Here is a 22890-nt window from a genome sequence, read left to right on the forward strand (position 1 = left end):
TGGCCGACTGAAATGCCTTCGTTCGATATTTCTTCCGAAGCGGATATGGTGGCGTTGAAAAACGCCATCGATGTCGCCGCGCGGCAGATCGACAACCGCTACGACTTCAAGGGCACATCGGCGGCCGTCGAATTGAACGAAAAAGACAAGGCCATCACGCTGTTCGCCGACTCCGACTTCCAGCTCGACCAGATCAAGGACATCCTGTTTCCTGCGATGGAAAAGAAGGAAGCCGAAAGCACCAAGCGCCTTGATCACGGCGATGTGGGCAAGATTTCCGGCAACAAGGTGAAGCAGGTGCTGAAAATCAAGATCGGCATCGAAAGCGAACTGGCGAAAAAAATCGTCAGGCTTATCAAGGACAGCAAACTCAAAGTGCAGGCCAGCATCCAGGGCGACGCGGTGCGCGTGGCCGGTGCCAAGCGTGACCTGTTGCAGGAAACCATCGCGCTGGTGAGAAAGTCGATTACCGACTTTCCCCTCAATTACGGCAATTTCCGCGACTAGATTCTTGTTTGCGAAATGACGACTGCCAGGTTCAGGTGGTTCCTGTCAAATAGCCATTTCCTAAAGTCAAAAACATCACCGAGGTATATTGCAATAGTCGTAACAATTGGTTGTACCCAAGGTTCTAATTGAAGCCTGAGTCAGGGCGACAATGCAATTGTCTAACGGTTTTATTCATTATTTTGTGAGGTGGCTTCGCGTTCAGTATTTATTCATTGCTGATACACTGAACCAGTTTCTTGGATTATCGATGAAGCAAATCAATTCCGCATCTTTCATACATCAAAATATCTTAAAGAAGTTTCTCCAGGGTAACTGCCCGAAGATATTGACTAAAGTTCTGATCAGGGGAAAGCCCCTCAACTTTTCTGGGTAACTCAGCTTATGTTCCAACACTCAGTCCGTTTGTTTCTTGCCCTTATCGCAACTGCACTTGTTTCCGGCTGTAGTGGTGGAGGCAGTTCGGCGCCGCCACCAGCAGGCGGTTTGACTCTTGTTCCTAAAGATGGCCTGATTCTGGTTAGTTGGAATGAAGATCCAGGTGTCCAGTACGATCTTTGGTACGCCCCGACATCAAATGTTGAGTCATGCCAGAGCACCAATGGCGGAATTCCAGCAAGTTGCCTGTTACGTACTCACATACGCTCACCTTATCTCGCATCTGGCCTGATCAATGGTGTGACGTATTATTTTGTTATGAACGGTCGCAAGAGCGATGGTCCGGCTGGAGCCAATACGGCCATCGTGTCAGCCACTCCCAGCATGGCGGGTGCAACCTGGCAAGCGGCTGCAAGCCTTGGTAGTAGCGATATGCATGGCATCACATATGGCACCGATCTCACGAATCTTGTTGGGTATCACGTGGCTGTTGGCAACGCAGGCGCAATTTTCAATAGCACCGATGGTGTCAATTGGACAGCAGTAGTTCCCTCACCGACGGGGAATAACCTGAATGCCGCTGTTTATTCTCTAGGTAAATTCATTGCTGCCGGTGCCGCAGGCAGTATTTTGTATAGTCCGGATACGGTAACCTGGACAACGGCTGTATCTGGTACCGCACAGACGCTGAACGCACTTGGCACCGATACAGCAACGGTTGTCGCTGTAGGCGATTCGGGAACTATCCTCTATTCAAACAATCCCACCGCATGGACTACAGCCACTTCGCCTACCGTCAACAATCTACATGGTGTCGCCTACTCGCCATTTCCTAATTCAACCTGGGTAGCGGTCGGCGATGCTGGAACCCTGATCTCCAGCTTTGATGGCGTTACCTGGCATACGGTTGTTTCTGGTACGAGTTCAAACCTTGAAAGCGTCGCAGTTCTGGCGTTGACAAATCCAACGACACTGGTTACGACCTACACTTTCGTGGCGGTAGGCGCTGGCGGAACGGTACTTACGAGCAGCGATGGAGTTACCTGGACCAGCCAGATAGTGGTTTCCGCCCCCGATCTGTTTGCGGTTTCCGCTATGTCCCAGTTCGTTGCCGTGGGAGCCAACGGCTCAATTTTTACCAGCCTGGACGGGATAACCTGGCACCAAGCAACTAGCGGTACGGCGGCCACGTTGTATGGTGTGATAGGGGCAGCAGGCCAGTACAATGCAATTGGACAAGCCGGGGCCAATATTTACTCACAGTAACTTCTAGCCATCCATATGGTATATATGCCCAAGCGTCTGCTTATGACTGGAGGGGCGCGCGGATTTATGGCTGCGTAAAGCAGATCGGACGACGGTGCCTGGATTCTTCGGTATCCGCCCGCTTAGGCCGAACAACAGAAGTTCGGTTTGCTCCAGCCGATAGGCTGGCTTAGGCGCGAAAGTACCGGCTAACCTGGCAAGCGCGTGATCAGCTGCCCGCGGTATTTTCGCTTCAAGCGGTTAACACTTCGATCCAGTGCCCATAGATTCTGTTGGCGACGGCGCGCATTGCGGAAATACGCTCTTCCAGCCGCTCGTACATTTCCTCAGGCCGCTGCACCGAAGAGCCGGGTGTGGCGTTTTCCTTTTGCCACGACCGATTCCACAAACGAATCATGGCTTCGGTCATCTCGATATGGCATTGCATACCCAGTGTCTTGCCGATGGCATAGGCCTGGTTGCCGCAATAATCGCTTTGCAGCAGGCGCGTGGCGCCGGGCGGAATGGAAAAGGTTTCACCATGCCAATGAAAGGCCTCAAACGATTGCGTGTCGCCAAGCCATTCGCCTGCGAGCGGACTGGTGATTTCGACGCGGCCCCAGCCGATTTCCTTGACCGGATTGCGCGATACGGTTGCGCCTAGCGACTTGGCAATGAGTTGGCCGCCGAGACAATGACCGATGACGGGAATGTCACGCGATACCGCCTGCCGGATCAGGTCGAGTATCGGTGGAATCCAGGGCAGATCGTCATTGACGCTCATCGGCCCGCCCATGAAGCAGAACCCGCTGAACGCCTCGATTGATGCGGGGACGGCTTCTCCTTCATCGATTTTGATGAGTTGCCAAGGTACCGAGTGAGCGTCGAGGAATGTGGCAAAATAGCCCGGCCCTTCGCTGCTGGTATGCCTGAACACCGCGACCGGCTTTGTCACCGAATTCATCTCTGCTGTCCTTTGCTGATGGCGAATTTTAGCGCGCCGGTATTCCAAGGGTCTGTTCTCAATCAGGCGACGTGTGCGAACGAGGCGAATCCGGTGCAGGGCAAGGCGCGAGGAGAGCGATTTGGTTGTTCCAAATAAACGACGAGCAACGCCGCCATGCGGCAGATTCGCCCGTTCCCTCCGGATTGCGGCAAAATGCGGCGTCTGCGGCGTTGTCGGGCTTGCCAAGGGGCTGGCCATTGGCAAGCCCTCCGCCTTGCATCCATCCGCATTTCGCCAGCAACGCATCGCGCCGACTAATTGAGAACAGACCCTAGATGCACGATTTACTTTCTGTCGAGAATCTGAGGCAATGGTTGCGCCAGGCGCATACCTTTGAGCCCGAGCACAGTGAAGACGTTGTTGCCCTTGAGGGACTGACGCCGGCAGCGGTGCTGGTGCCGCTGGTGGTGCGCGAGAGCGGCATTACGCTATTGCTGACGCAGCGCACGGCGCATTTGCATAATCATGCCGGCCAGATCAGTTTTCCTGGCGGCCGCATCGACCCCGAGGATTCCGGTTACGTCGCGGCGGCATTGCGCGAGGCCGAGGAGGAAGTTGGACTGGTCGCGGGTCAGATTGAAGTGATTGCGACCCTGCCGAGGTATGGCACCGTTACCGGTTTTATCATCGAACCCGTGGTGGGGCTGGTGACGCCGCCGCTTAATCTGAAACTCGACGATTTCGAGGTGGCTGACGTGTTCGAGGTTCCGCTCGGTTTCCTCATGGATGAAGCCAACTGGCGTCTTGAAAATGTCGCGTTTGGCGGAAGGACCCGCCAGTATTGGACCATGCCGTGGCGTGACCGTTATATCTGGGGCGCCACCGCCGGCATGATCGTGAATTTCAAGCACTGTCTTGATCATGGGCGGCGGCGCTGATTCATGGCTATCGCTGTGGTATCTTCGCCCGATTCCAGCCCTGTTGGTTTTCCAGCATGACCCTGTTCCCCGCCATCGTCGCGCTTGTCATTGAGCAGTACCGGCCCCTGCCGGTACAAGGCTGGGTAATGGCGCCGCTGAGCCGTAGTTTCGCCTTCCTCGACCGCCAGTTCAATGACGGGAAATATCGTCACGGCATAGTGGCCTGGCTGTTCGGCGTGGCGGCTCCGGCGTTGCTGCTGGCCATCGGCTATCTGCTGCTGGCCGCCAGTTACCCCCTTGCCGCCCTGCTGCTGGCAGTTGCCACGCTTTATCTAACCATGGGCTTCCGCCAGTTCAGTCATCATTTCACCAATGTGCAGTTGGCATTGCGCGCAGGAGAACTCGACCGCGCCAGAGCGCTTCTGGCCGAGTGGCGTGGCAGGTCGGGTGACCGGCTTGGCTCCAACGAGATTGCCCGTCTGGCGATGGAACAGGCCTTGATCGAATGCCACCGGCATGTCTTTGCGCCTTTGATCTGGTTTAGCCTGTTCGGGCCTGGTGGGGCGTTGTTCTACCGTCTGGCCCTGTTTGCACAGAGATACTGGAAAGACGGCCCGCCGGAAATCGGAAGCACGCGCTTCGGCCAGTTTTCTCAACGTGCCTTTTATCTGATCGACTGGTTGCCGTTGCGGCTCACGGCCGTCGCTTTTGCCGTGACAGGCGATTTCGAGGATGCGATCTTCTGCTGGCGCACTCAGGCAGCAGGCTGGCCGGAACCGGAGCAAGGTATACTCCTCGCCAGCGGTGCCGGCGCCATGGGCGTTCGCCTTGGTTTGCCGGTTCAGGATAGTGCTTATGGCGTTGAAGACCGCCCGGAAATGGGGCTGGGTGACGATGCCGATGCCGATTTCATGCAAAGCGCCATTGGCCTTGCCTGGCGTACCTTGGTGCTTTACCTGCTGGTAATGGCATTGGTCTGGATTGCCGGCTGGGTTAACTGATCTGATATTTGATATTTCGGCTTTCTCCATCAAGGGATGGAGTTGCTTTTTACAGGTTTGATTTCTGGAGAAATATGATGACAAGAGATGTGGTGGTATTGGGCGCGGCACGTTCCGCCGTAGGTTCCTTTGGTGGTTCGCTCTCCGGCATCGAGCCGTGCGAACTGGCTGGCATGGTCATGAAGGATGTCATCGCCCGCTCCGGAGTCGATCCCAAGCAAATCAACTATGTGACGGTTGGCAACTGCATTCCAACCGAGTCGCGCTTTGCCTATGTGCCGCGAGTTGCCTCGATTCAGGCTGGTCTGGCGCCGGAGTCCATTGCGATGCAGGTGAATCGTCTGTGCTCTTCCGGCTTGCAGGCCATCGTGTCCACTGCGCAATCAATCATGCTGGGCGATGACGATTTCGGCATCGGCGGCGGCGTCGAAGTCATGTCGCGCGGTGCTTACCTGAGTCCTGCCATGCGCAGTGGCGCGCGCATGGGCGATACCACCCTGGTCGATGCGATGGTCGCCGTGCTGACCGATCCGTTCGGTGTCGGCCACATGGGCCTCACCGCCGAGAATCTGGCGGTGAAATGGAAGATTTCGCGCGAGGAGCAGGATGCCTTCGCGCTCGAATCGCAACGCCGGGCCGCCGCTGCGCTGGCTGAGGGACGTTTCAAGAGCCAGATTGTCCCGATCACACTGAAAAGCCGCAAGGGCGATCTTGTGTTCGACACCGATGAATATATCAAGGCCGGCACTACGCTGGAAGTGCTGGCAAAAATGAAGCCGGCTTTCAAGAAAGACGGTACGGTGACTGCCGGCAATGCATCCGGCATTAACGATGCAGCTTCGTTCTTCGTGCTGGCCGCCGCCGATGTCGCTGCAAAGTCCGGCTACAAGCCGATTGCGCGCCTGGTGTCGTATGCCGTCGCTGGCGTGCCGAATGACGTGATGGGTGAAGGTCCGATCCCGGCCACCAAACTGGCCCTGAAACGCGCTGGCCTGACGCTGGATCAGATGGATGTGATCGAGGCCAATGAAGCCTTTGCCGCGCAGTCGATCACGGTTTCGAAGGGGCTCGGGCTTGACCCGGCCAAGACCAATCCGAATGGCGGCGCCATTGCCATCGGCCACCCGGTCGGCGCCAGTGGCGCGGTGATCGCTACCAAGGCGCTGTATGAGTTGCAACGCATCAATGGCCGTTACGCGCTGGTCACCTTGTGCATTGGAGGCGGGCAGGGGATCTCAGTCATCTTCGAACGCATCTGACTTGTTGCCGCCACCGCGACATCATGCTCGTCAATTGTGCCGTCTACCAGAATGGCATCAAGCTGCGTGATTTGCCGGTCGAGGACATCAGCGATTATGTGATTCGCCCCGACTGTTTCGTCTGGGTCGCTTTGCAAGATGCCAGTCACGAGGAACTGGCCAAGATGCAGGAGGAGTTCAGCCTGCATCCGCTCGCAGTCGAGGATGCTCATCACGGCCATCAGCGACCCAAGGTGGAAGAATACGGCGACTCGCTTTTCGTCGTGATGCATCTGCTGGAACTGGTCGAGGGCGAACTCAAGACAGGTGAAGTCGATGTCTTCGCCGGCAGGAACTATGTGCTTTCGGTGCGCAATCACTGCAGCCACGGTTTCCTCGACGTGCGCGAACGCTGCGAACGCGAATCGCATCTGCTGCAGCATGGTTCCGGCTTCGTGCTCTACGCTTTGATGGATGCGGTGGTCGATCGCTATTTCCCGCTGCTGGACGATCTCGACGAGGAACTTGAAGCCATCGAGGAGATCATCTTCGCCAAGGGCAAGGTGCGCAGCAATACCGAACGTTTGTATGAATTGAAACGCAAGATCACTATATTGAAGCATGCCGTAACGCCACTGATGGAAGCCAGCAGCAAGCTGTCCGGCGGACGCGTGCCGCCGGTTTGCGTTAATCACGAAGCTTATTTTCGCGACGTGTATGACCATCTGGTGCGCATCAACGCCTCGCTCGACGGTATTCGCGATACCGCCGGCACGGCGATCCAGGTCAATCTGTCAATGGCGACGATCGAGGAAAATGAAGTGAACAAGCGGCTTGCTGCCTGGGCCGGGATTTTCGCTGTCGCCACCGCCTTTGCCGGCATCTGGGGCATGAACTTCAAGTCCATGCCAGAACTCGACTGGGCTTACGGCTACCCGGCCGCACTGGCGGTGATCGCAGTGACATGCGGAGTGCTGTACCACCGCTTCAGGCGCGCCGGCTGGCTATAGCCGCTTTCCATACGTCGTTTTCCGCCGCCGCGAAGTACTGCAATCGATGGATCGTTTGCACGGCAGGCTCGTGGTTCAATGTTGTTTTACGCTATGGCGAATATTGGGCAGGGTAGTCCTTGGTGGATAGTTCTTGCTATCCTTCGGCCATGCCCACTTCAATCACGACAGAGTCAAAAGGAGACTGAAATGTCCAGCATCATAACGCTCAAGGGAAGCAGCATCGAAGTCAGCGGCGATTTTCCCAAGTCCGGCCAGCAGGCCAAACCGTTTACGCTGGTCGACAAGGGCCTTGCCGACGTCACGCTGAAGGAGTTTGCCGGCAAGCGCAAGATACTCAACATTTTCCCCAGCATCGACACGCCCACTTGCGCCATGTCGGTGCGCAAGTTCAACCAGCAGGCCAACGACAAGCCAAACACCGTCGTGCTCTGCATTTCGGCCGACCTGCCGTTCGCGCAGTCGCGCTTCTGCGGCGCTGAGGGTCTCAGCAATGTGGTGACGCTGTCCACCATGCGCGGCCGTGGCTTTCTCGAAGACTACGGCGTGGCCTTGAAATCGGGGCCACTGTCCGGCGTCGCGGCGCGTGGCGTGGTCGTGCTCGACGAGAACGACAAGGTGGTGTACAGTGAACTGGTAAGCGAGATCGCCAACGAACCGGACTACGCGGCGGCACTTGCGGCGCTGAAGTGATCCGTAGATTCTGAAAAAGCGGCTTCAGGGATAAAGGCCGAGAGTCCCGTCGCAGCGCTCGCAAAGCGTTTGCGCGGGATCGGAATCGCCAGCGTTGCCCGCTCCTCGAAGGCTTGGTTGGTTGGGAAGGTTACCTCCGGAGTGTGTGCCGAGAAAGAAATGCACGTCAGCCATCAAGCCTCAGGTGGTGACAATGCTGCGGTAGCGCTGGTCATCTTTCCCGGCGCGCATCGAAATCAGCCAGGCGTTTTGTCGTCACTTGGCGGTAGCGGCTGAACTTCTTGAGGCTGAGTGTCGGTTGTACCGGCTTTCCGCTGTTTCTTCTCTTCCTTCGCCTGTTTTTTGGCGAGGTCGCGCTGACGCTTTGCAAATGCATAGTTGGGTTTGGCCATTCGACGTCTCTTTTGCCTGGTTTTATTGGAAGTCGACAGAATAAGGCATTTGCCCTCATTTCTGTAGCAAACCGTGTCACTGACACTCTAACCCAGGTTACTTGCGCGTTTTTGCGGCAACCGCCTGCCGGATCATTGCAACGATGGTGAAGGGGGGGGTGGTACTGGTATTATTCGGTCATCCTTCATTCGTAACCCAAATATGATGCATTGGGAACCGGCCTGTGCATTACGTGTATGAATTCGAATCCCGCAATTGAAAGGTCAGATTCGATCGGCAAATATCAGTTGCTGCGCGAATTGGGCAGCGGTGCGACGAGTACTGTATACCTCGCGCGCGACCGCTTTCAGCAGCGCGATGTGGCGATCAAGGTTATCCATGCAAACCAGCTTGATGGCGAAGCGGGCATGTTGTTTCAGCGCATGTTCTTTAGCGAAGCCACGCTCGTCGGCAGGCTGCAGCACCCGCACGTGGTCGAGCTTCTGGATGCGGGTATCGACGACAACGACTGCTATATCGTCATGGAATACGTCGAGGGGACAACCCTTGAGAAGCTTTGCGTGCCGGGGCGGCTTGCCCCTTTCGATACGGTCGCCGACATCGTCTACAAATGCTGTAAAGGCTTGAGTTTCGCGCAGCGTCATGGCTTGGTCCATCGCGACATCAAGCCGGCCAATATCCTCATGGGGCGCGACGGGAGTATCAAAGTCACCGATTTCGGGGCGGCGGTAAGCATGAAAACTGCGCAAGTGACGCACGTCTCGGGGCTCGGATCGGTCGCCTACATGTCGCCGCAACAGATCCACGGCCATTCGCTGACATTTCAGACCGACATCTATTCGCTCGGTGTCGTGTTATTCAAAATGCTTACCGGCTGCACGCCATTCAACGCGGAATCCCTCGCGGACCTGGGGGATATGATCACCGGCACCGACGTGCCGGCGCCCAGCAAGCTGCGCCGTGAGGTTCCGCCGCAGCTTGACGCGATCGTCCGGCGCGCCACTGCGCGGGATCTCGACCGGCGCTACCGCACATGGGACGAATTCGCCGCCGACCTCGCGAGATTCGCGGCCGGAGCTCCGCGCACAACGAGGATCATTTCGGAAAAAGAAAAATTCAAGACGCTGCGCGAATTGCCGGTGCTGGCGGGATTGTCCGATACGGAGATCGGAGCGATTTTGCCGGGAACCACCTGGCGCGACTTCCCTCCCAACGCCCGGGTTCTATCGGAGGATGACAAGGGGTATTCCTTCTCCATCCTCGTCGAGGGAGAGCTCAAAGTGGTGAAGGGTGGGCGGACGATCGGGGAAATTCACTCTGGCGACTGGTTTGGCGAGATCGCCTATCTGACGCGGGGGCGCGTCCGGCGTACCGTGAGCCTGGTATCGGACAGCAGCGTCCGGACGGTCGAATTCAACCCCGACCTGGTCTGGGTGCTTCTGGAAGGCGCCGAGCGCAAAGTCGACGCGATATTGCTGGACAGGCTGGCTCTCAGGCTTACGGAGGCGAATGAAAAACTGTCGCGGATTTCTACCGAAGATAAAATGGATACTTATTCAGACGTGAGGGGAAATGCCGGATGAATGTCAAGAGAGATGCCATAGCCTTGGGTGAGGGTATGGACATACCCGGAAAAACCGATGTCGCCGCGGTTTTTGCTTTCATCGAAGCGCTTGACTTGAACCTCCAGAACGTGGCGAAGGACATCAGCGAGTCCCGGCAATTTCTTTCCACCTCATTTGGGCAGATCGCGGCGAACTTCGCCAAAGTTCACTCCATCGCTAGGGCTGGTGAGGAAAGCGATGCGCATATGCCAAACGATACGCTGATCGCCCTGCGGCGCGTCGTCGATGGGTTGACGGTGGAGCTGCAATTCGAGGATTCCCTGAGCCAGAGCCTCGGCTACGCTGTGAAGAGGATCGAATCGATTTCAGTAGCGCTGAACCAGACCCGGGCCATCGTCTGCGAACGAAGCGGCGACGGGCAGGGCGAGCATGCGCTTACGGTGCTTGCGCGCACCCTTGACTCGCTCCGGAAGGCGGAGCGGCCCGGAGGCGGCCGTCTGGGGGAAGGCAATTCGGGTTCTGTCGACCTGTTTTAACGATATCGAGTACGCAATCGACATCAATCAATCCGGTGCAGATAATTCAGTCTCGGATTTGTATTTATCAGTAAATAGGGGGAGCTTATGGCAGCGTCCATTTTGACGGTAGACGACTCCGCTTCGATGAGGCAGATGCTGGGCTTTATTTTGAGGTCAGCGGGTTACGATGTGGTTCAGGCCGCCAATAGCGAAGAGGCTTTGAATTATGCGGGCGAGCGCAGATTCGACATGATTCTGACCGATCAGAACATGCCGGGCAGCGACGGTATCTCCCTGGTCCAGGCGCTGCGCGCGCTGCCCGCCTATAGTCGCACGCCGATCGTCTTGCTTACCACGGAGTCCTCGGATGAAATGAAGGCCATGGGCAGGGCTGCGGGCGCAACAGGATGGATGGTCAAGCCGTTCGATCCAAACCGCCTGTTGGAAGTTGTGAGGAAATTCGTCAGCTAAGCTGTAAATCGGAACGGGGAGATACGCGCTTGACGATTGATCTGAAACAGTTCCACGATGTGTTCTTTGAGGAGGCCGAGGAGCATTTGTCGACGATTGAACTCTTGCTGCTCAATCTCGACCTCACAAATCCTGATCCCGAGGATATCAACAGCATTTTTCGTGCTGCCCATTCGATCAAGGGTGGCGCTAACATGTTTGGTTTCAGCGAAATCAGCAGCGTCACCCACGCCATGGAGACTGTGCTCGACAGTGTGCGACGCGGTATCCTGAGCATTACCGGCGAGATCATCGATGCCGTATTGAGTGGTAATGATGTCGCGCGCGGCGCCCTCACGGTGCAGCGGAGCGGAGGCGATGTGGATGCCGCAAGCGCCCAGGCCATCACATCACAACTGGAAAAAATTTCTTCGGCGAAATCTGTTGTGCCTGCTGCTGGAACCGCGCCGGCAGAGCACATACCCGAGGGTACAAGCGACGGCGAGGGACAAGCCGAAGCCGCAGTCAGCGGGGAACAGCCGGTTGAGTCCGCCGATTTCGGGTTCTTCGAGGAGAATCTTCCGGGGCAGGTTGACGCCGGCAAGGCAACCACCCGCAGCGATGCCCACGCCAGCGCTTCCGAAACCCTGTCGATCCGCGTCAGCACCAAGAAAATTGATCGCTTGATTGACCTAGTCGGTGAACTGGTGATCGGACATTCGATACTGCGGCTTGAGCAAGAAGTTCGCATGAACAATTCCAGCGACGTACTTGCCCTGGATCTCGTGAACGTCGACCGGAATCTCCGTGATTTGCAGGAAGCGGCGTTGGCGATCCGCATGATCCCGATCGCGTTCGTCTTCGATCGCTTCCCGCGCATGGTCAGGGATCTCTCGCAAAGGTTTGGCAAGAAGGTCGAGTTGACCATGGTCGGGGAGGCGACCGAACTGGACAAGGCGCTCATCGAAGGAATCGTCGATCCATTGACGCACCTGATACGCAACGCGATCGATCACGGCATCGAGATGCCGGATGTACGCGCCGCGGCGGGCAAGACGGAAAGCGGCAAAATTACACTCAGTGCCGGCCACCAGGGCGGCTCGATCGTGATCGAAGTGATCGACGACGGCCGCGGCCTGTCGCGCGACGATATCCTCGCCGTAGCGCGCAAGCGTGGTATCGCCGTGTCGGACTCGATGAGCGACGCGCAGGTGTGGCAACTCATCTTCGAGCCTGGCTTCTCGACCGCCGGGCAAATCACCGATATCTCCGGCCGCGGCGTCGGCATGGATGTGGTACGCCGAAACATTCACAAGATGGGCGGTCGGGTCGAGGTCCGGACCATGCTCAACGCCGGCACATCCATCTCGATCAAACTGCCGTTGACGCTGGCGATCCTGGAAGGCATGTCGGTGCGCGTGGGCCAGGAAATTTTTATCATCCCGCTCAGCCATATCGCGGAGTCCCTGCAGCCAGCGGCGGTACCGGTGAGCAGTATGGCCAACCGCGGGCAGGTCGTGGCGGTGCGTGGCGAATATCTACCGCTGATCTCCCTTGCCGAGACGTTCAACCTGCCGGGTGATGCGCAGTGTTACGACGATGGAATCCTGGTGATCCTGGAGGCAGAGGGAGGGAGGACCGCGCTTTTCCTGGACGAACTGATGGGGCAGCACCAGGTGGTCATCAAGAGCCTGGAGACAAATTACCGCAATGTACCGGGGATATCGGGCGCGACCATCATGGGCAACGGGCGCGTTGCGCTGATCCTGGATGTCGCCCACATCGTCGGGATTTGTCATAACCGGATCGACAAGGTGGCCTGAGACGGGTCCCCCATGCAAATGAAAAGGGCGCAAAACAGGCGGCTTGTGCAGGCGGCACGGGTGGTAATCCAGTTAGCCCACTTCGACCCACAAGAAGCAGTCACATGATACAGACACTGGCAGTGGCCGGCGCGTCAGTGGTAGCGGTGGAGCGGGCGACGCTGCAATAAACGCTGCAGCAATTAATTATTTTGAGAGGGAATCAGAAATCATGTTTGCAATCGGCAATATGAAAATCGGTGTTCGGCTTGGTGTCGGACTTGGAATAGGCTTACTGGTGCTGTTGCTGGAAGCCATGCTGGGCATCATGAACACTACCAATGCAATTTCTCTCAATCGCACGATGGCGGAAAACAATCGGGAGACGATCGCGCTCTCCAGCGCGCAAAGCGCCGTTTGGGCGCTGCGATGGGATGTCGCGCAATTCATCGCCGTGACGGAGGCAAATGAGCGAAAGCAGATCGTCGATAACCAGGAAAAGCTGCGCAAGCAGTTCAGCAATGCCATCAGTCTCTATCAGGGCGGCGCTCGTACCGCGGAGGAAAATGCGGCCATCAAGGATCTTATGGACGCATTCGGACGGTATATTGACGCCCGGCCCAAGTGGTTCGAACTCTACGGCAGCGGCAAGATGGAAGAAGCGTCGGCATTTCGTGCCGAGCATCTCACGCCGGCAGGCAGGTCAACGGTCAAGGCCTTGGCCAAGCTAATCGATCTCCAGCAAAGGATTGTCGACGCTCAAGGGCAGGATACGGCAGCCGCGATGAGCCAAGGTCGACTTCTGCTCAAATTAACGATTGGGGCCGCACTGCTGGGCACGGTATTGGTGGGGATGATTCTTGTTCGGTCGATTACCCGCCCGCTTAGCGAAGCGGTTAGGGTGGCGCAACGCGTGGCGGCGGGGGATCTCACCAGCGAGGTGGATATCAAGAGCAAGGATGAGATTGGCGAGTTGTTGCAGGCGTTGAAAGAGATGAACCAGAGCCTGAAGAAGATCGTGGGCGAAGTGAGAAACGGTACCGACGAGATCGGCTCGGCTTCGGAACAGATCGCCAGCGGCAACGCCGACCTGTCGCAGCGGACCGAGCAGCAGGCGAGTTCGCTGGAAGAGACGGCGAGCTCGATGGAAGAACTGACCAGCACGGTGAAGCTGAACGCGGAGAATGCGAAGCAGGCCAATCAACTGGCGGCGGGAGCTTCCGCGGTGGCGGTGAAGGGCGGCCTGGTAGTGGGGCAGGTGGTGGAGACCATGAGTTCGATCAACGAGAGTTCGAAAAAGATCGTGGACATTATCTCGGTTATTGACGGCATTGCGTTCCAGACCAACATCCTGGCGCTGAACGCGGCGGTGGAAGCGGCGCGGGCAGGCGAGCAAGGGCGGGGTTTTGCGGTGGTGGCGACGGAAGTGCGCACGCTGGCGCAGAGGAGCGCGGCGGCGGCCAAGGAGATCAAGCAATTGATCGGCGACTCGGTGCACAAGGTGGAGGCTGGCACGCGGCTGGTGGATGAAGCGGGCAAGACCATGGAGCAGATCGTGTCCTCGGTGAAGCGGGTGACCGACATCATGGGCGAGATTGCGGCGGCGTCGCAGGAGCAGGGCCATGGCATCGAAGAGGTGAACCAGGCGATCGTGCAGATGGATCGTGTGACGCAGCAGAACGCGGCGCTGGTGGAGGAAGCGGCCGCGGCCGCGGAGTCGATGCAGGAACAGGCGCAATCCCTGGCGCAGGCGGTAGCGGTGTTCAAGTTGGGTGAGGGCATGGAGCGCCCGGTCTCGCTGGTGAGGGAGCGCAAACATGGGGTGCCCCGGTCGCGGCCAATTGTCACGCATGCGCCGGCGCACAAGCCACTCGATGCTGGCGCGCCTACTGAGCGACGCCTGAGCATCGCGCACGGGTTCGGCCATGCGGCTGAGAAGCCCGAAAACGACCAATGGACCGAGCTATGAGGTGCCGGTTTGGGCGATGCCAGTATGATGACCTGCGGTTGGCGATCCGGTTGGTAAATATGGATCGACAAGGAGCAAGCCAGTGACGAAATCATTCTCGGGGGGAGGCGCGGTTGCGCCGTCGGCGGTGGTGGAGGAGCAGGCGGGCAGTGAATACCTGACATTCACGCTGGGCCAGGAAGAGTACGGCATCGAGATACTGAAGGTACAGGAGATACGGGGCTACGAGGCGGTGACGCGGATTGCGAATGCACCCGAATTCATCAAGGGCGTGATGAACCTGCGCGGCATCATAGTGCCGATCGTGGACATGCGGATCAAGTTCAATCTGGGCAAGGTGGAATACGACGAGTTCACGGTGGTGATCATTCTGAACGTGGTGGGGCGGGTGGTGGGGATCGTGGTGGACAGCGTATCGGATGTAATTCAGTTGGGGGCGGAGCAAATCCGGGCGGTGCCGGATTTTTCCTCATCGACTTTCGATACCCAATACATCACTGGGCTGGGCACCATTGAGCAGCGCATGCTGATCCTGGTGGATATCGAGAAACTGATGTCGGGGGCCGACATGGCCCTGATCGAACAGGCAACGCTGCAATAGAGGCTGTAATAGCCATCACGAATTACCATTGGGGGAGGAGAAAAATAATGTTTTCAATCAGAAACATGAAGGTCAGTGTCCGGCTCGCGTTGGCGTTTGGACTGGGGCTGCTGCTGCTGGGGGCCATTCCGTTTCTGGGATTAGAGCGCATGGCGAAGCTTAACGAGATGACAGTCGAGATCGCTAGCGACCGGATTCCAATGTTGAAATGGTCGAACGCGGCCGATCTCGCGATCAGCGATATCGTCAACTCGAGCTATGGATTGCTGCTCACGCGAGATGCGGCCTTTGCCGAGAAAGAAAAAACGAAACTCGCCGATGCGCGCACTATGCTCGCAGAAAACATTGAAAAACTCGGCAAAACGGTTTCCTCTGAGAAGGACAAGGAGATACTTCAGGCTATGACGGCGGCAGAGAGCACATTCTTCACCAAAATTGACGAGGCCCTCAAGCTGCAATCTGACGGCAAGAATGAGGAGGCCTTAACGCACCTGCTGACCGACACGCGGGATGCACGCAACGCTCTCATGAAACAAGCTGATGCCATGGTCGAATTACAGAATCAATCCGTCGCCGATGGGATGAAGAACGCGGCAGAGGCCTATCAGGACGGACGTATCCTTGTGCTGTGGATCAGTGGATTCGCCATTCTGCTGGCGATCAGCCTGAGCTGGTGGATCATGCGCAGCGTCACGCAGCCCTTGAATGGAGTGATGGCAATAATGCAGCGCATGGCCAATGCGGATATGAGTGACTGGATCGAAACCACCGCGAAAGATGAGATCGGCCAGATGCTGGAGGCGTTGAAAATCATAAGCAAAAGCATAAAGAAGATCAGGCGCGTAGTTAGCGAGGGGACGGATGCGATCGGCACGGCTTCGGAACAGATCGCCAGCGGCAACGCCGACCTGTCGCAGCGGACCGAGCAGCAGGCGAGTTCGCTGGAAGAGACGGCGAGCTCGATGGAAGAACTGACCAGCACGGTGAGGCTGAACGCGGAGAATGCGAAGCAGGCCAATCAACTGGCGGCGGGAGCTTCCGCGGTGGCGGTGAAGGGCGGCCAGGTGGTGGGGCAGGTGGTGGAGACCATGAGCTCGATCAACGAGAGTTCAAAAAAGATCGTGGACATTATCTCGGTTATTGACGGCATTGCGTTCCAGACCAACATCCTGGCGCTGAACGCGGCGGTGGAAGCGGCGCGGGCAGGCGAGCAAGGGTGGGGTTTTGCGGTGGTGGCGACGGAAGTGCGCACGCTGGCGCAGAGGAGCGCGGCGGCGGCCAAGGAGATCAAGCAATTGATCGGCGACTCGGTGCACAAGGTGGAGGCTGGCACGCGGCTGGTGGATGAAGCGGGCAAGACCATGGAGCAGATCGTGTCCTCGGTGAAGCGGGTGACCGACATCATGAGCGAGATTGCGGCGGCGTCACAGGAGCAGGGCCATGGCATCGAAGAGGTGAACCAGGCGATCGTGCAGATGGATCGTGTGACGCAACAGAACGCGGCGCTGGTGGAGGAAGCAGCCGCGGCCGCGGAATCGATGCAGGAGCAGGTGCAGAAACTGGCGCAGGCGGTGGCGGTGTTCATGTCGAGCGAGCGCCCAGTGGTGGCAGTGAGGCAACAGAAGCCCGAGATGCCGCTGACGCAGGCGATCGCCATACACGACGCTCCCAAGGCGCGACGCCTGAGCATCGCGCACGGGTTCGGCCATGCGGCTGAGAAGCCCGAAAACGACCAATGGACCGAGCTATGAGGTGCCGGTTTGGGCGATGCCAGTATGATGACCTGCGGTTGGCAATCCGGTTGGTAAATATGGATCGACAAGGAGCAAGCCAGTGACGAAATCATTCTCGGGGGGAGGTGCGGTTGCGCCGTCGGCGGTGGCGGAGGAGCGGGCGGGCAGTGAATACCTGACATTCACGCTGGGCCAGGAAGAGTACGGCATCGAGATACTGAAGGTACAGGAGATACGGGGCTATGAGGCGGTGACGCGGATTGCGAATGCACCCGAATTCATCAAGGGCGTGATGAACCTGCGCGGCATCATAGTGCCGATCGTGGACATGCGGATCAAGTTCAATCTGGGCAAGGTGGAATACGACGAGTTCACGGTGGTGATCATTCTGAACGTGGTGGGGCGGGTGGTGGGGATCGTGGTGGACAGCGTATCGGATGTAATTCAGTTGGGGGCGGAGCAAATCCGGGCGGTGCCGGATTTTTCCTCATCGACTTTCGATACCCAATACATCACTGGGCTGGGCACCATTGAGCAGCGCATGCTGATCCTGGTGGATATCGAGAAACTGATGTCGGGGGCCGACATGGCCCTGATCGAGCAGGCAACGCTGCAATAAGCGCCGCAACGGATTGTCGCGAATTGAACCGAATCAGATTCCAAGAGCAATGAGCGTGTTTTCGATCGGCAAGTGGCGGGAGTTCTAAGCGATAACGGAGGGAGAAGGGTGAAATGATAAAAAAATTGACGCTGAAGCAGAAGTACGCCATCGGGCTTGTTCTCGTAGTCGTGGTGTCGCTTTTTAACCTGGCAGGGGTGCGTTACCTGAGCAAGGGTGCGCGCTTCTATCATCTTGAGCGCCTGTATCTTGCGGAGAACATGGAAATGCGCCGAGCACTCGAGGCGGTAGAGTATGGCACACCGCTCGCCGCGACTGTGTCGCGAGCTGGCTTCCTGGCGCACATCGCACGCGACAAGGAATTGGCTGAAACGGCAGTAACCGAGCTGTTCTGGATAGAAAGGAAATTATTTCAGGCGGTTGGCCACGGCGCAGTGCTTGCCCTGCCGGAGGACGCCATACGGAATCTGCTGCGCATGCGCGAGACCATAGAGATCGAGCCGGGGCAGGCGATGACGCCGGCACTGGTCGCAAAACTTAAGCCGAATTTTGCCAAACTCCTCGACATTGGCGACAAATTCGGCCCCGCGGTCGGCGACGCCGTGGACTTCCTGCAAAGCGTCATCTGGACGGTGACGGTCTTGGGGGCATTCCTGCTCATTGGTATCTTTGTGGTTCTGCGGCGTAGCACGCTGGCGTCGCTCGAAGCAGCGCTGGAAATCACGCGCAAGATTGCGGCGGGGGATCTGACGGGCCGTATTGAGACCAGCTCGACCGACGAGTTGGGTGTGTTGCTTGGCGCGCTCAAGGACATGAATAAAAACCTGAAGGGAATCGTGACCGAAGTGAGGGAGGGCGCTGATGTCATCTCCACGGCTTCGGAACAGATCGCCAGCGGCAACGCCGACCTGTCGCAGCGGACCGAGCAGCAGGCGAGTTCGCTGGAAGAGACGGCGAGCTCGATGGAAGAACTGACCAGCACGGTGAAGCTGAACGCGGAGAATGCGAAGCAGGCCAATCAACTGGCGGCGGGAGCTTCCGCGGTGGCGGTGAAGGGCGGCCTGGTAGTGGGGCAGGTGGTGGAGACCATGAGTTCGATCAACGAGAGTTCGAAAAAGATCGTGGACATTATCTCGGTTATTGACGGCATTGCGTTCCAGACCAACATCCTGGCGCTGAACGCGGCGGTGGAAGCGGCGCGGGCAGGCGAGCAAGGGCGGGGTTTTGCGGTGGTGGCGACGGAAGTGCGCGCGCTGGCGCAGAGGAGTGCGGCGGCGGCCAAGGAGATCAAGCAATTGATCGGCGACTCGGTGCACAAGGTGGAGGCTGGCACGCGGCTGGTGGATGAAGCGGGCAAGACCATGGAGCAGATCGTGTCCTCGGTGAAGCGGGTGACCGACATCATGGGCGAGATTGCGGCGGCGTCACAGGAGCAGGGCCATGGCATCGAAGAGGTGAACCAGGCGATCGTGCAGATGGATCGTGTGACGCAGCAGAACGCGGCGCTGGTGGAGGAAGCGGCCGCAGCCGCGGAGTCGATGCAGGAACAGGCGCAATCCCTGGCGCAGGCGGTAGCGGTGTTCAAGTTGGGTGAGGGCATGGAGCGCCCGGTCTCGCTGGTGAGGGAGCGCAAACATGGGGTGCCCCGGTCGCGGCCAATTGTCACGCATGCGCCGGCGCACAAGCCACTCGATGCTGGCGCGCCTACTGAGCGACGCCTGAGCATCGCGCACGGGTTCGGCCATGCGGCTGAGAAGCCCGAAAACGACCAATGGACCGAGCTATGAGGTGCCGGTTTGGGCGATGCCAGTATGATGACCTGCGGTTGGCGATCCGGTTGGTAAATATGGATCGACAAGGAGCAAGCCAGTGACGAAATCATTCTCGGGGGGAGGCGCGGTTGCGCCGTCGGCGGTGGTGGAGGAGCAGGCGGGCAGTGAATACCTGACATTCACGCTGGGCCAGGAAGAGTACGGCATCGAGATACTGAAGGTACAGGAGATACGGGGCTACGAGGCGGTGACGCGGATTGCGAATGCACCCGAATTCATCAAGGGCGTGATGAACCTGCGCGGCATCATAGTGCCGATCGTGGACATGCGGATCAAGTTCAATCTGGGCAAGGTGGAATACGACGAGTTCACGGTGGTGATCATTCTGAACGTGGTGGGGCGGGTGGTGGGGATCGTGGTGGACAGCGTATCGGATGTAATTCAGTTGGGGGCGGAGCAAATCCGGGCGGTGCCGGATTTTTCCTCATCGACTTTCGATACCCAATACATCACTGGGCTGGGCACCATTGAGCAGCGCATGCTGATCCTGGTGGATATCGAGAAACTGATGTCGGGGGCCGACATGGCCCTGATCGAGCAGACGACGCTGCAATAAACGCAGCAACGGTTATTTTGAGAGGGAAAACATGTTTGCAATCGGCAATATGAAAATCGGTGTCCGGCTCGGTGCCGGACTTGGAACGGTCACCGGGGCCTGGTCGCGCGGATTGTCTTACGGTGGGTGACGCAGCGAACGACTGCTGTCACGAATGTCAATAGCAATTTTAGAACTGGAATATCGTGCAACAGCAACGGGACTCCCTTGTCGATGACGTCCGACAGATAGGCGATGAATTCGAGTTTACGGATGACGATTTTCATCGTATATGCGGACTGATACAGTCACGCGCAGGAATACGGCTTGGACACAATAAACGAGCGATGGTCTACAGCCGTCTTGGGCGGCGGTTGCGCAAGCTCAATATTGCGTCGTTCAAGGAATATCTCGATTGCATGGAGTCCGGCACGGGCGAGGAGTTCGCCGCTTTCATCAATGCCCTGACCACGAATCTGACGTATTTCTACCGCGAGACGCACCACTTTTCGGTACTCCGGTCGTTCCTTGAAAGCGGCGGCCTGCCACGTGGCGCGACCATCTGGTCGGCCGGCTGTTCGACCGGCGAGGAGGCCTATTCCATTGCAATGGTGCTCGCAACAGTACGGGGATTGCGGCCGCAGAACGGGCAGGTCGTGGCGAGCGATATCGATACCAGCGTGCTCGAACATGCAGAACGCGGAGTCTATACCGAGGAACGCGTGAAGAATGTTCCGCCCGCGGACCTGAAACGTTTTTTTCTGGGAGGAATGGGCGACAACGCCGGCTTCGTCAAAGTGCGGCCGGAATTGAGGCAGCTCATCACCTTTCGTCAGATTAATCTGCACGGAACCAGCTGGGCCGTGCGCGTGCCGGTGAAGGTGATCTTTTGCCGGAATGTGATGATCTACTTCGACGCGCCGTCCAGGCGCCGGATTCTCGAACGCTTCGCCGCGCAGCTGGATCCGGGCGGGCTGTTATTCCTCGGGCACGCTGAAAATATCGCCGACTTTGGCGGCGTGTTCCGGTCGTTGGGGCAGACAGCTTACATGCGTACTGACTGCGATGCTTGATTCTGAAATCAACCCAGCGCAACCAACGACGCCCAACCACCTTTATTTCGACAGCTCCATCGAAAGATGGGTAGCCAAGCTTCTGCCTGGACAGTATTTGGCGAGTGCCAACGAAACGGTGATCGTTACGGTACTGGGCTCGTGCGTCGCTGCGTGCCTGTACGACAGCGTAGCCGGAGTGTTCGGAATGAATCACTTCATGCTTCCTGGAGGTAGCGGACAGGCAAGCAAGTCCATGCGTTATGGCGCGTATGCAATGGAAGTCCTGCTCAACGAGATGTTCAAGCTCGGTGCGCGCCGTGAGCGGCTGCATGCGAAGATCGTCGGCGGAGCGGCGGTGTTGCCGGACATGAAGTTGCTGAACGTGGGGGCGCGCAACGCCGTTTTCGTCGTTGACTATCTCAACACCGAGGGCATTTCAATCCTGTCTTCCGATCTGGAGGGACAATACGCGCGCAAGGTCTACCTTTACGGAGCAACGGGGCGAGTCAGAGTAAGACAATTGCGCGCTTTGAAAAACGATACCGTGCGGCGTCGCGACGCGGAATATTTGTCGCGCCTGCAACAGGCGCAAATCGAAGGCGAGATCAGCTTGTTCAAATGAACTCACAGAAAAAAATCCGGGTTCTGGTGGTGGACGATTCAGCATTGATGAGGTTGCTGCTTAGCGAGCTGATCGGGGCCGAGGCGGACATGGAGGTGGTCGGCGTCGCGAGCGATCCCTATATCGCACGCGCGATGATTCGCTCGCACAATCCTGACGTCATCACTCTGGACGTCGAAATGCCGAGGATGGACGGGCTCAAGTTTCTGGAGAACCTGATGCGGTTGCGGCCAATGCCGGTGCTGATGGTGTCCACGCTCACGGAAAAGGGATCTGACATCAGTCTGCGCGCGCTCGAACTCGGCGCCGTGGATTTCGTCTCCAAGCCGAAACTGGATATCGCGCACACAATGAATGAATGCGGCGGGGAAATCGTCGAAAAAATTCGCGCCGCGGCACATGCTCGCATTCTTAATCGCCCGCGCGAACCATTGTGTCCACTACCGAAGATATGGGAGCGGCGGACGCTCTCGACCGAACATCTGATCGCGGTCGGGGCCTCCACTGGCGGGACGGAGGCCATAAAAACACTCCTTGTGAGCTTGCCGCCGGATGGGCCGGGCATAGTTATCGCGCAGCATATGCCGGAGGGGTTCACCCGGTCGTTCGCGGCGCGACTCGACAGCCTTTCCCGGATGAGAGTGAAGGAGGGGGAGGATGGCGAACGCGTATTGCCGGGACACGCGTACATCGCACCGGGTCATTCGCATATGTTGCTACAGCGCAGCGGCGCGAACTACTTGCTGCGGCTGAGCCAATCCGAGCCGGTGAACCGGCACCGGCCGTCGGTCGACGTGCTGTTTAAATCGGTTGCGGCGCACGCCGGTCCGAACGCGATCGGCGTGATTTTGACCGGCATGGGCAAGGATGGTGCCCAGGGGATACTGGATATGCACCACGCTGGCGCCCATACGCTGGCGCAGGATGAGGCCAGTTGCGTTGTGTTCGGCATGCCCAAGGAAGCCATTGCGATCGGTGCGATCGACGAAGTTGTCTCAATCGGGGACATCCCCGCGCATCTGATGAGGCAGGTTGTCACCATGGGGCCGCGTTCGGTGCGCATCTGAACCATCTGGGCAATCCCCGCCCGTACGGCTTTCAGGACAGCGCAGCGCCCATGACCGAAATATAATTTTGGAACCGTCCCGGCACGCGTTACTCTAAAATAGGGATAATCAGGCGGTTGTTATGTTATCGTCATGAGCCCGAAGGCGGGTTTTCCGGCGCCCAAGGGACGTGGAATTATGTGCAGTTTCAT

23 protein-coding genes are annotated in these 22890 nt (G+C 57.8%); 20 read left to right on the plus strand and 3 right to left on the minus strand.

Annotation, left to right across the window (positions count from 1 at the left end; genetic code table 11):
- Positions 1-12 precede the first annotated feature (12 nt).
- Together K5E80_RS02510 and K5E80_RS02515 are read left to right on the plus strand one after the other, a co-directional pair.
- Positions 13-507, plus strand: coding sequence for a YajQ family cyclic di-GMP-binding protein (locus K5E80_RS02510; protein WP_220634671.1), 495 nt, complete (start codon positions 13-15; stop codon positions 505-507).
- Positions 508-891: 384 nt separating this feature from the next.
- Positions 892-2151, plus strand: coding sequence for a YCF48-related protein (locus K5E80_RS02515; protein ID WP_220634672.1), 1260 nt, complete (start codon positions 892-894; stop codon positions 2149-2151).
- A 232-nt stretch (positions 2152-2383) separates the two neighbouring features.
- On the opposite strand, the gene K5E80_RS02520 is transcribed toward K5E80_RS02515, so the two are convergent.
- A complete protein-coding gene (locus K5E80_RS02520) occupies positions 2384-3094 on the minus strand; it encodes a type 1 glutamine amidotransferase (protein WP_220634673.1) in 711 nt (236 codons plus the stop codon).
- A 317-nt stretch (positions 3095-3411) separates the two neighbouring features.
- Here K5E80_RS02520 and K5E80_RS02525 point away from each other — a divergent pair, with 317 nt between their 5' ends.
- The 5 genes from K5E80_RS02525 (at position 3412) to tpx (ending at position 7938) form a co-directional block, all read left to right on the plus strand.
- Positions 3412-4014 (plus strand): CoA pyrophosphatase, encoded by a 603-nt coding sequence (locus K5E80_RS02525; protein ID WP_220634674.1) that lies wholly within the window; start codon positions 3412-3414, stop codon positions 4012-4014.
- A 56-nt stretch (positions 4015-4070) separates the two neighbouring features.
- Entirely contained in the window at positions 4071-4997 is a 927-nt protein-coding gene (locus K5E80_RS02530; protein ID WP_220634675.1) for a CobD/CbiB family protein, read from the plus strand.
- A 74-nt stretch (positions 4998-5071) separates the two neighbouring features.
- Positions 5072-6256 carry an acetyl-CoA C-acyltransferase family protein gene (locus K5E80_RS02535; protein WP_220634676.1) on the plus strand — a complete coding sequence of 395 codons (1185 nt, stop codon included), beginning with the start codon at positions 5072-5074 and terminating at the stop codon, positions 6254-6256.
- A gap of 23 nt (positions 6257-6279) precedes the next feature.
- Positions 6280-7245: a magnesium/cobalt transporter CorA gene (corA, locus tag K5E80_RS02540; protein WP_220634677.1), complete on the plus strand. Its 966-nt coding sequence runs from the start codon at positions 6280-6282 to the stop codon at positions 7243-7245.
- Positions 7246-7434: 189 nt separating this feature from the next.
- Positions 7435-7938, plus strand: a complete 504-nt coding sequence (gene tpx / locus K5E80_RS02545) for a thiol peroxidase (protein ID WP_220634678.1) — start codon at positions 7435-7437, stop codon at positions 7936-7938.
- 236 nt (positions 7939-8174) lie between these two features.
- On the opposite strand, the gene K5E80_RS02550 is transcribed toward tpx, so the two are convergent.
- Positions 8175-8330 carry a hypothetical protein gene (locus K5E80_RS02550; protein WP_220634679.1) on the minus strand — a complete coding sequence of 52 codons (156 nt, stop codon included), beginning with the start codon at positions 8328-8330 and terminating at the stop codon, positions 8175-8177.
- Between the two features lie 237 nt (positions 8331-8567).
- Here K5E80_RS02550 and K5E80_RS02555 point away from each other — a divergent pair, with 237 nt between their 5' ends.
- The 10 genes from K5E80_RS02555 to K5E80_RS02600 all read left to right on the plus strand — a co-directional run bounded on the left by K5E80_RS02555 (position 8568) and on the right by K5E80_RS02600 (position 19976).
- Positions 8568-9914 carry a protein kinase domain-containing protein gene (locus K5E80_RS02555; RefSeq protein ID WP_220634680.1) on the plus strand — a complete coding sequence of 449 codons (1347 nt, stop codon included), beginning with the start codon at positions 8568-8570 and terminating at the stop codon, positions 9912-9914.
- Positions 9911-10432 (plus strand): hypothetical protein, encoded by a 522-nt coding sequence (locus tag K5E80_RS02560; protein ID WP_220634681.1) that lies wholly within the window; start codon positions 9911-9913, stop codon positions 10430-10432. Before K5E80_RS02555 ends, K5E80_RS02560 begins: the two co-directional genes overlap by 4 nt.
- 87 nt (positions 10433-10519) lie before the next feature.
- Positions 10520-10885: a response regulator gene (locus K5E80_RS02565; RefSeq protein ID WP_220634682.1), complete on the plus strand. Its 366-nt coding sequence runs from the start codon at positions 10520-10522 to the stop codon at positions 10883-10885.
- A 29-nt stretch (positions 10886-10914) separates the two neighbouring features.
- Entirely contained in the window at positions 10915-12687 is a 1773-nt protein-coding gene (locus K5E80_RS02570; protein WP_220634683.1) for a chemotaxis protein CheA, read from the plus strand.
- Positions 12688-12916: 229 nt separating this feature from the next.
- Positions 12917-14635, plus strand: coding sequence for a methyl-accepting chemotaxis protein (locus tag K5E80_RS02575; protein WP_246590838.1), 1719 nt, complete (start codon positions 12917-12919; stop codon positions 14633-14635).
- 82 nt (positions 14636-14717) lie between these two features.
- Positions 14718-15236, plus strand: coding sequence for a chemotaxis protein CheW (locus tag K5E80_RS02580; RefSeq protein ID WP_220634685.1), 519 nt, complete (start codon positions 14718-14720; stop codon positions 15234-15236).
- Between the two features lie 47 nt (positions 15237-15283).
- Positions 15284-16987, plus strand: coding sequence for a methyl-accepting chemotaxis protein (locus K5E80_RS17085; RefSeq protein ID WP_220634686.1), 1704 nt, complete (start codon positions 15284-15286; stop codon positions 16985-16987).
- Between the two features lie 127 nt (positions 16988-17114).
- Positions 17115-17588 carry a chemotaxis protein CheW gene (locus tag K5E80_RS02590; RefSeq protein ID WP_246591041.1) on the plus strand — a complete coding sequence of 158 codons (474 nt, stop codon included), beginning with the start codon at positions 17115-17117 and terminating at the stop codon, positions 17586-17588.
- A gap of 113 nt (positions 17589-17701) precedes the next feature.
- Positions 17702-19375, plus strand: a complete 1674-nt coding sequence (locus tag K5E80_RS16900; RefSeq protein WP_220634688.1) for a methyl-accepting chemotaxis protein — start codon at positions 17702-17704, stop codon at positions 19373-19375.
- An 82-nt stretch (positions 19376-19457) separates the two neighbouring features.
- A complete protein-coding gene (locus tag K5E80_RS02600; RefSeq protein WP_220634689.1) occupies positions 19458-19976 on the plus strand; it encodes a chemotaxis protein CheW in 519 nt (172 codons plus the stop codon).
- An 89-nt stretch (positions 19977-20065) separates the two neighbouring features.
- Here K5E80_RS02600 and K5E80_RS02605 read toward each other — a convergent pair whose 3' ends face one another.
- Positions 20066-20242 (minus strand): hypothetical protein, encoded by a 177-nt coding sequence (locus tag K5E80_RS02605; protein ID WP_220637379.1) that lies wholly within the window; start codon positions 20240-20242, stop codon positions 20066-20068.
- Here K5E80_RS02605 and K5E80_RS02610 point away from each other — a divergent pair.
- Genes K5E80_RS02610 through K5E80_RS02620 form a run of 3 tightly spaced genes read left to right on the plus strand, consistent with a single transcriptional unit; the run spans position 20162 to position 22699 of the window.
- A complete protein-coding gene (locus K5E80_RS02610; RefSeq protein ID WP_220634690.1) occupies positions 20162-21028 on the plus strand; it encodes a CheR family methyltransferase in 867 nt (288 codons plus the stop codon). The genes K5E80_RS02605 and K5E80_RS02610 overlap by 81 nt on opposite strands.
- Positions 21021-21632: a chemoreceptor glutamine deamidase CheD gene (gene cheD, locus K5E80_RS02615; protein WP_220634691.1), complete on the plus strand. Its 612-nt coding sequence runs from the start codon at positions 21021-21023 to the stop codon at positions 21630-21632. The genes K5E80_RS02610 and cheD overlap by 8 nt, the downstream gene beginning before the upstream one ends.
- The gene (locus tag K5E80_RS02620) at positions 21629-22699 is read left to right on the plus strand and encodes a protein-glutamate methylesterase/protein-glutamine glutaminase (protein WP_220634692.1); all 1071 of its coding nucleotides are present in this window, start codon (positions 21629-21631) and stop codon (positions 22697-22699) included. The genes cheD and K5E80_RS02620 overlap by 4 nt, the downstream gene beginning before the upstream one ends.
- Positions 22700-22890: the final 191 nt, after the last annotated feature.

The sequence above is a fragment of the Georgfuchsia toluolica genome, assembly GCF_907163265.1.
GTDB lineage: Bacteria > Pseudomonadota > Gammaproteobacteria > Burkholderiales > Rhodocyclaceae > Georgfuchsia > Georgfuchsia toluolica.

Bases quoted from the DNA above. Each gene is read 5' to 3' on its own strand.
- K5E80_RS02620 (WP_220634692.1), top strand. From the start codon at position 21,629: ATGAACTCACAGAAAAAAATCCGGGTTCTGGTGGTGGACGATTCAGCA.
- K5E80_RS02510 (WP_220634671.1), top strand. From the start codon at position 13: ATGCCTTCGTTCGATATTTCTTCCGAAGCGGATATGGTGGCGTTGAAA.
- K5E80_RS02555 (WP_220634680.1), top strand. From the start codon at position 8,568: ATGAATTCGAATCCCGCAATTGAAAGGTCAGATTCGATCGGCAAATAT.
- K5E80_RS02565 (WP_220634682.1), top strand. From the start codon at position 10,520: ATGGCAGCGTCCATTTTGACGGTAGACGACTCCGCTTCGATGAGGCAG.
- K5E80_RS17085 (WP_220634686.1), top strand. From the start codon at position 15,284: ATGTTTTCAATCAGAAACATGAAGGTCAGTGTCCGGCTCGCGTTGGCG.
- K5E80_RS02550 (WP_220634679.1), bottom strand. From the start codon at position 8,330: ATGGCCAAACCCAACTATGCATTTGCAAAGCGTCAGCGCGACCTCGCC.
- K5E80_RS02575 (WP_246590838.1), top strand. From the start codon at position 12,917: ATGAAAATCGGTGTTCGGCTTGGTGTCGGACTTGGAATAGGCTTACTG.
- K5E80_RS02560 (WP_220634681.1), top strand. From the start codon at position 9,911: ATGAATGTCAAGAGAGATGCCATAGCCTTGGGTGAGGGTATGGACATA.
- K5E80_RS02535 (WP_220634676.1), top strand. From the start codon at position 5,072: ATGATGACAAGAGATGTGGTGGTATTGGGCGCGGCACGTTCCGCCGTA.
- corA (WP_220634677.1), top strand. From the start codon at position 6,280: ATGCTCGTCAATTGTGCCGTCTACCAGAATGGCATCAAGCTGCGTGAT.
- K5E80_RS02605 (WP_220637379.1), bottom strand. From the start codon at position 20,242: ATGAAAATCGTCATCCGTAAACTCGAATTCATCGCCTATCTGTCGGAC.
- K5E80_RS02520 (WP_220634673.1), bottom strand. From the start codon at position 3,094: ATGAATTCGGTGACAAAGCCGGTCGCGGTGTTCAGGCATACCAGCAGC.
- K5E80_RS16900 (WP_220634688.1), top strand. From the start codon at position 17,702: ATGATAAAAAAATTGACGCTGAAGCAGAAGTACGCCATCGGGCTTGTT.
- K5E80_RS02525 (WP_220634674.1), top strand. From the start codon at position 3,412: ATGCACGATTTACTTTCTGTCGAGAATCTGAGGCAATGGTTGCGCCAG.
- tpx (WP_220634678.1), top strand. From the start codon at position 7,435: ATGTCCAGCATCATAACGCTCAAGGGAAGCAGCATCGAAGTCAGCGGC.
- cheD (WP_220634691.1), top strand. From the start codon at position 21,021: ATGCTTGATTCTGAAATCAACCCAGCGCAACCAACGACGCCCAACCAC.
- K5E80_RS02515 (WP_220634672.1), top strand. From the start codon at position 892: ATGTTCCAACACTCAGTCCGTTTGTTTCTTGCCCTTATCGCAACTGCA.
- K5E80_RS02530 (WP_220634675.1), top strand. From the start codon at position 4,071: ATGACCCTGTTCCCCGCCATCGTCGCGCTTGTCATTGAGCAGTACCGG.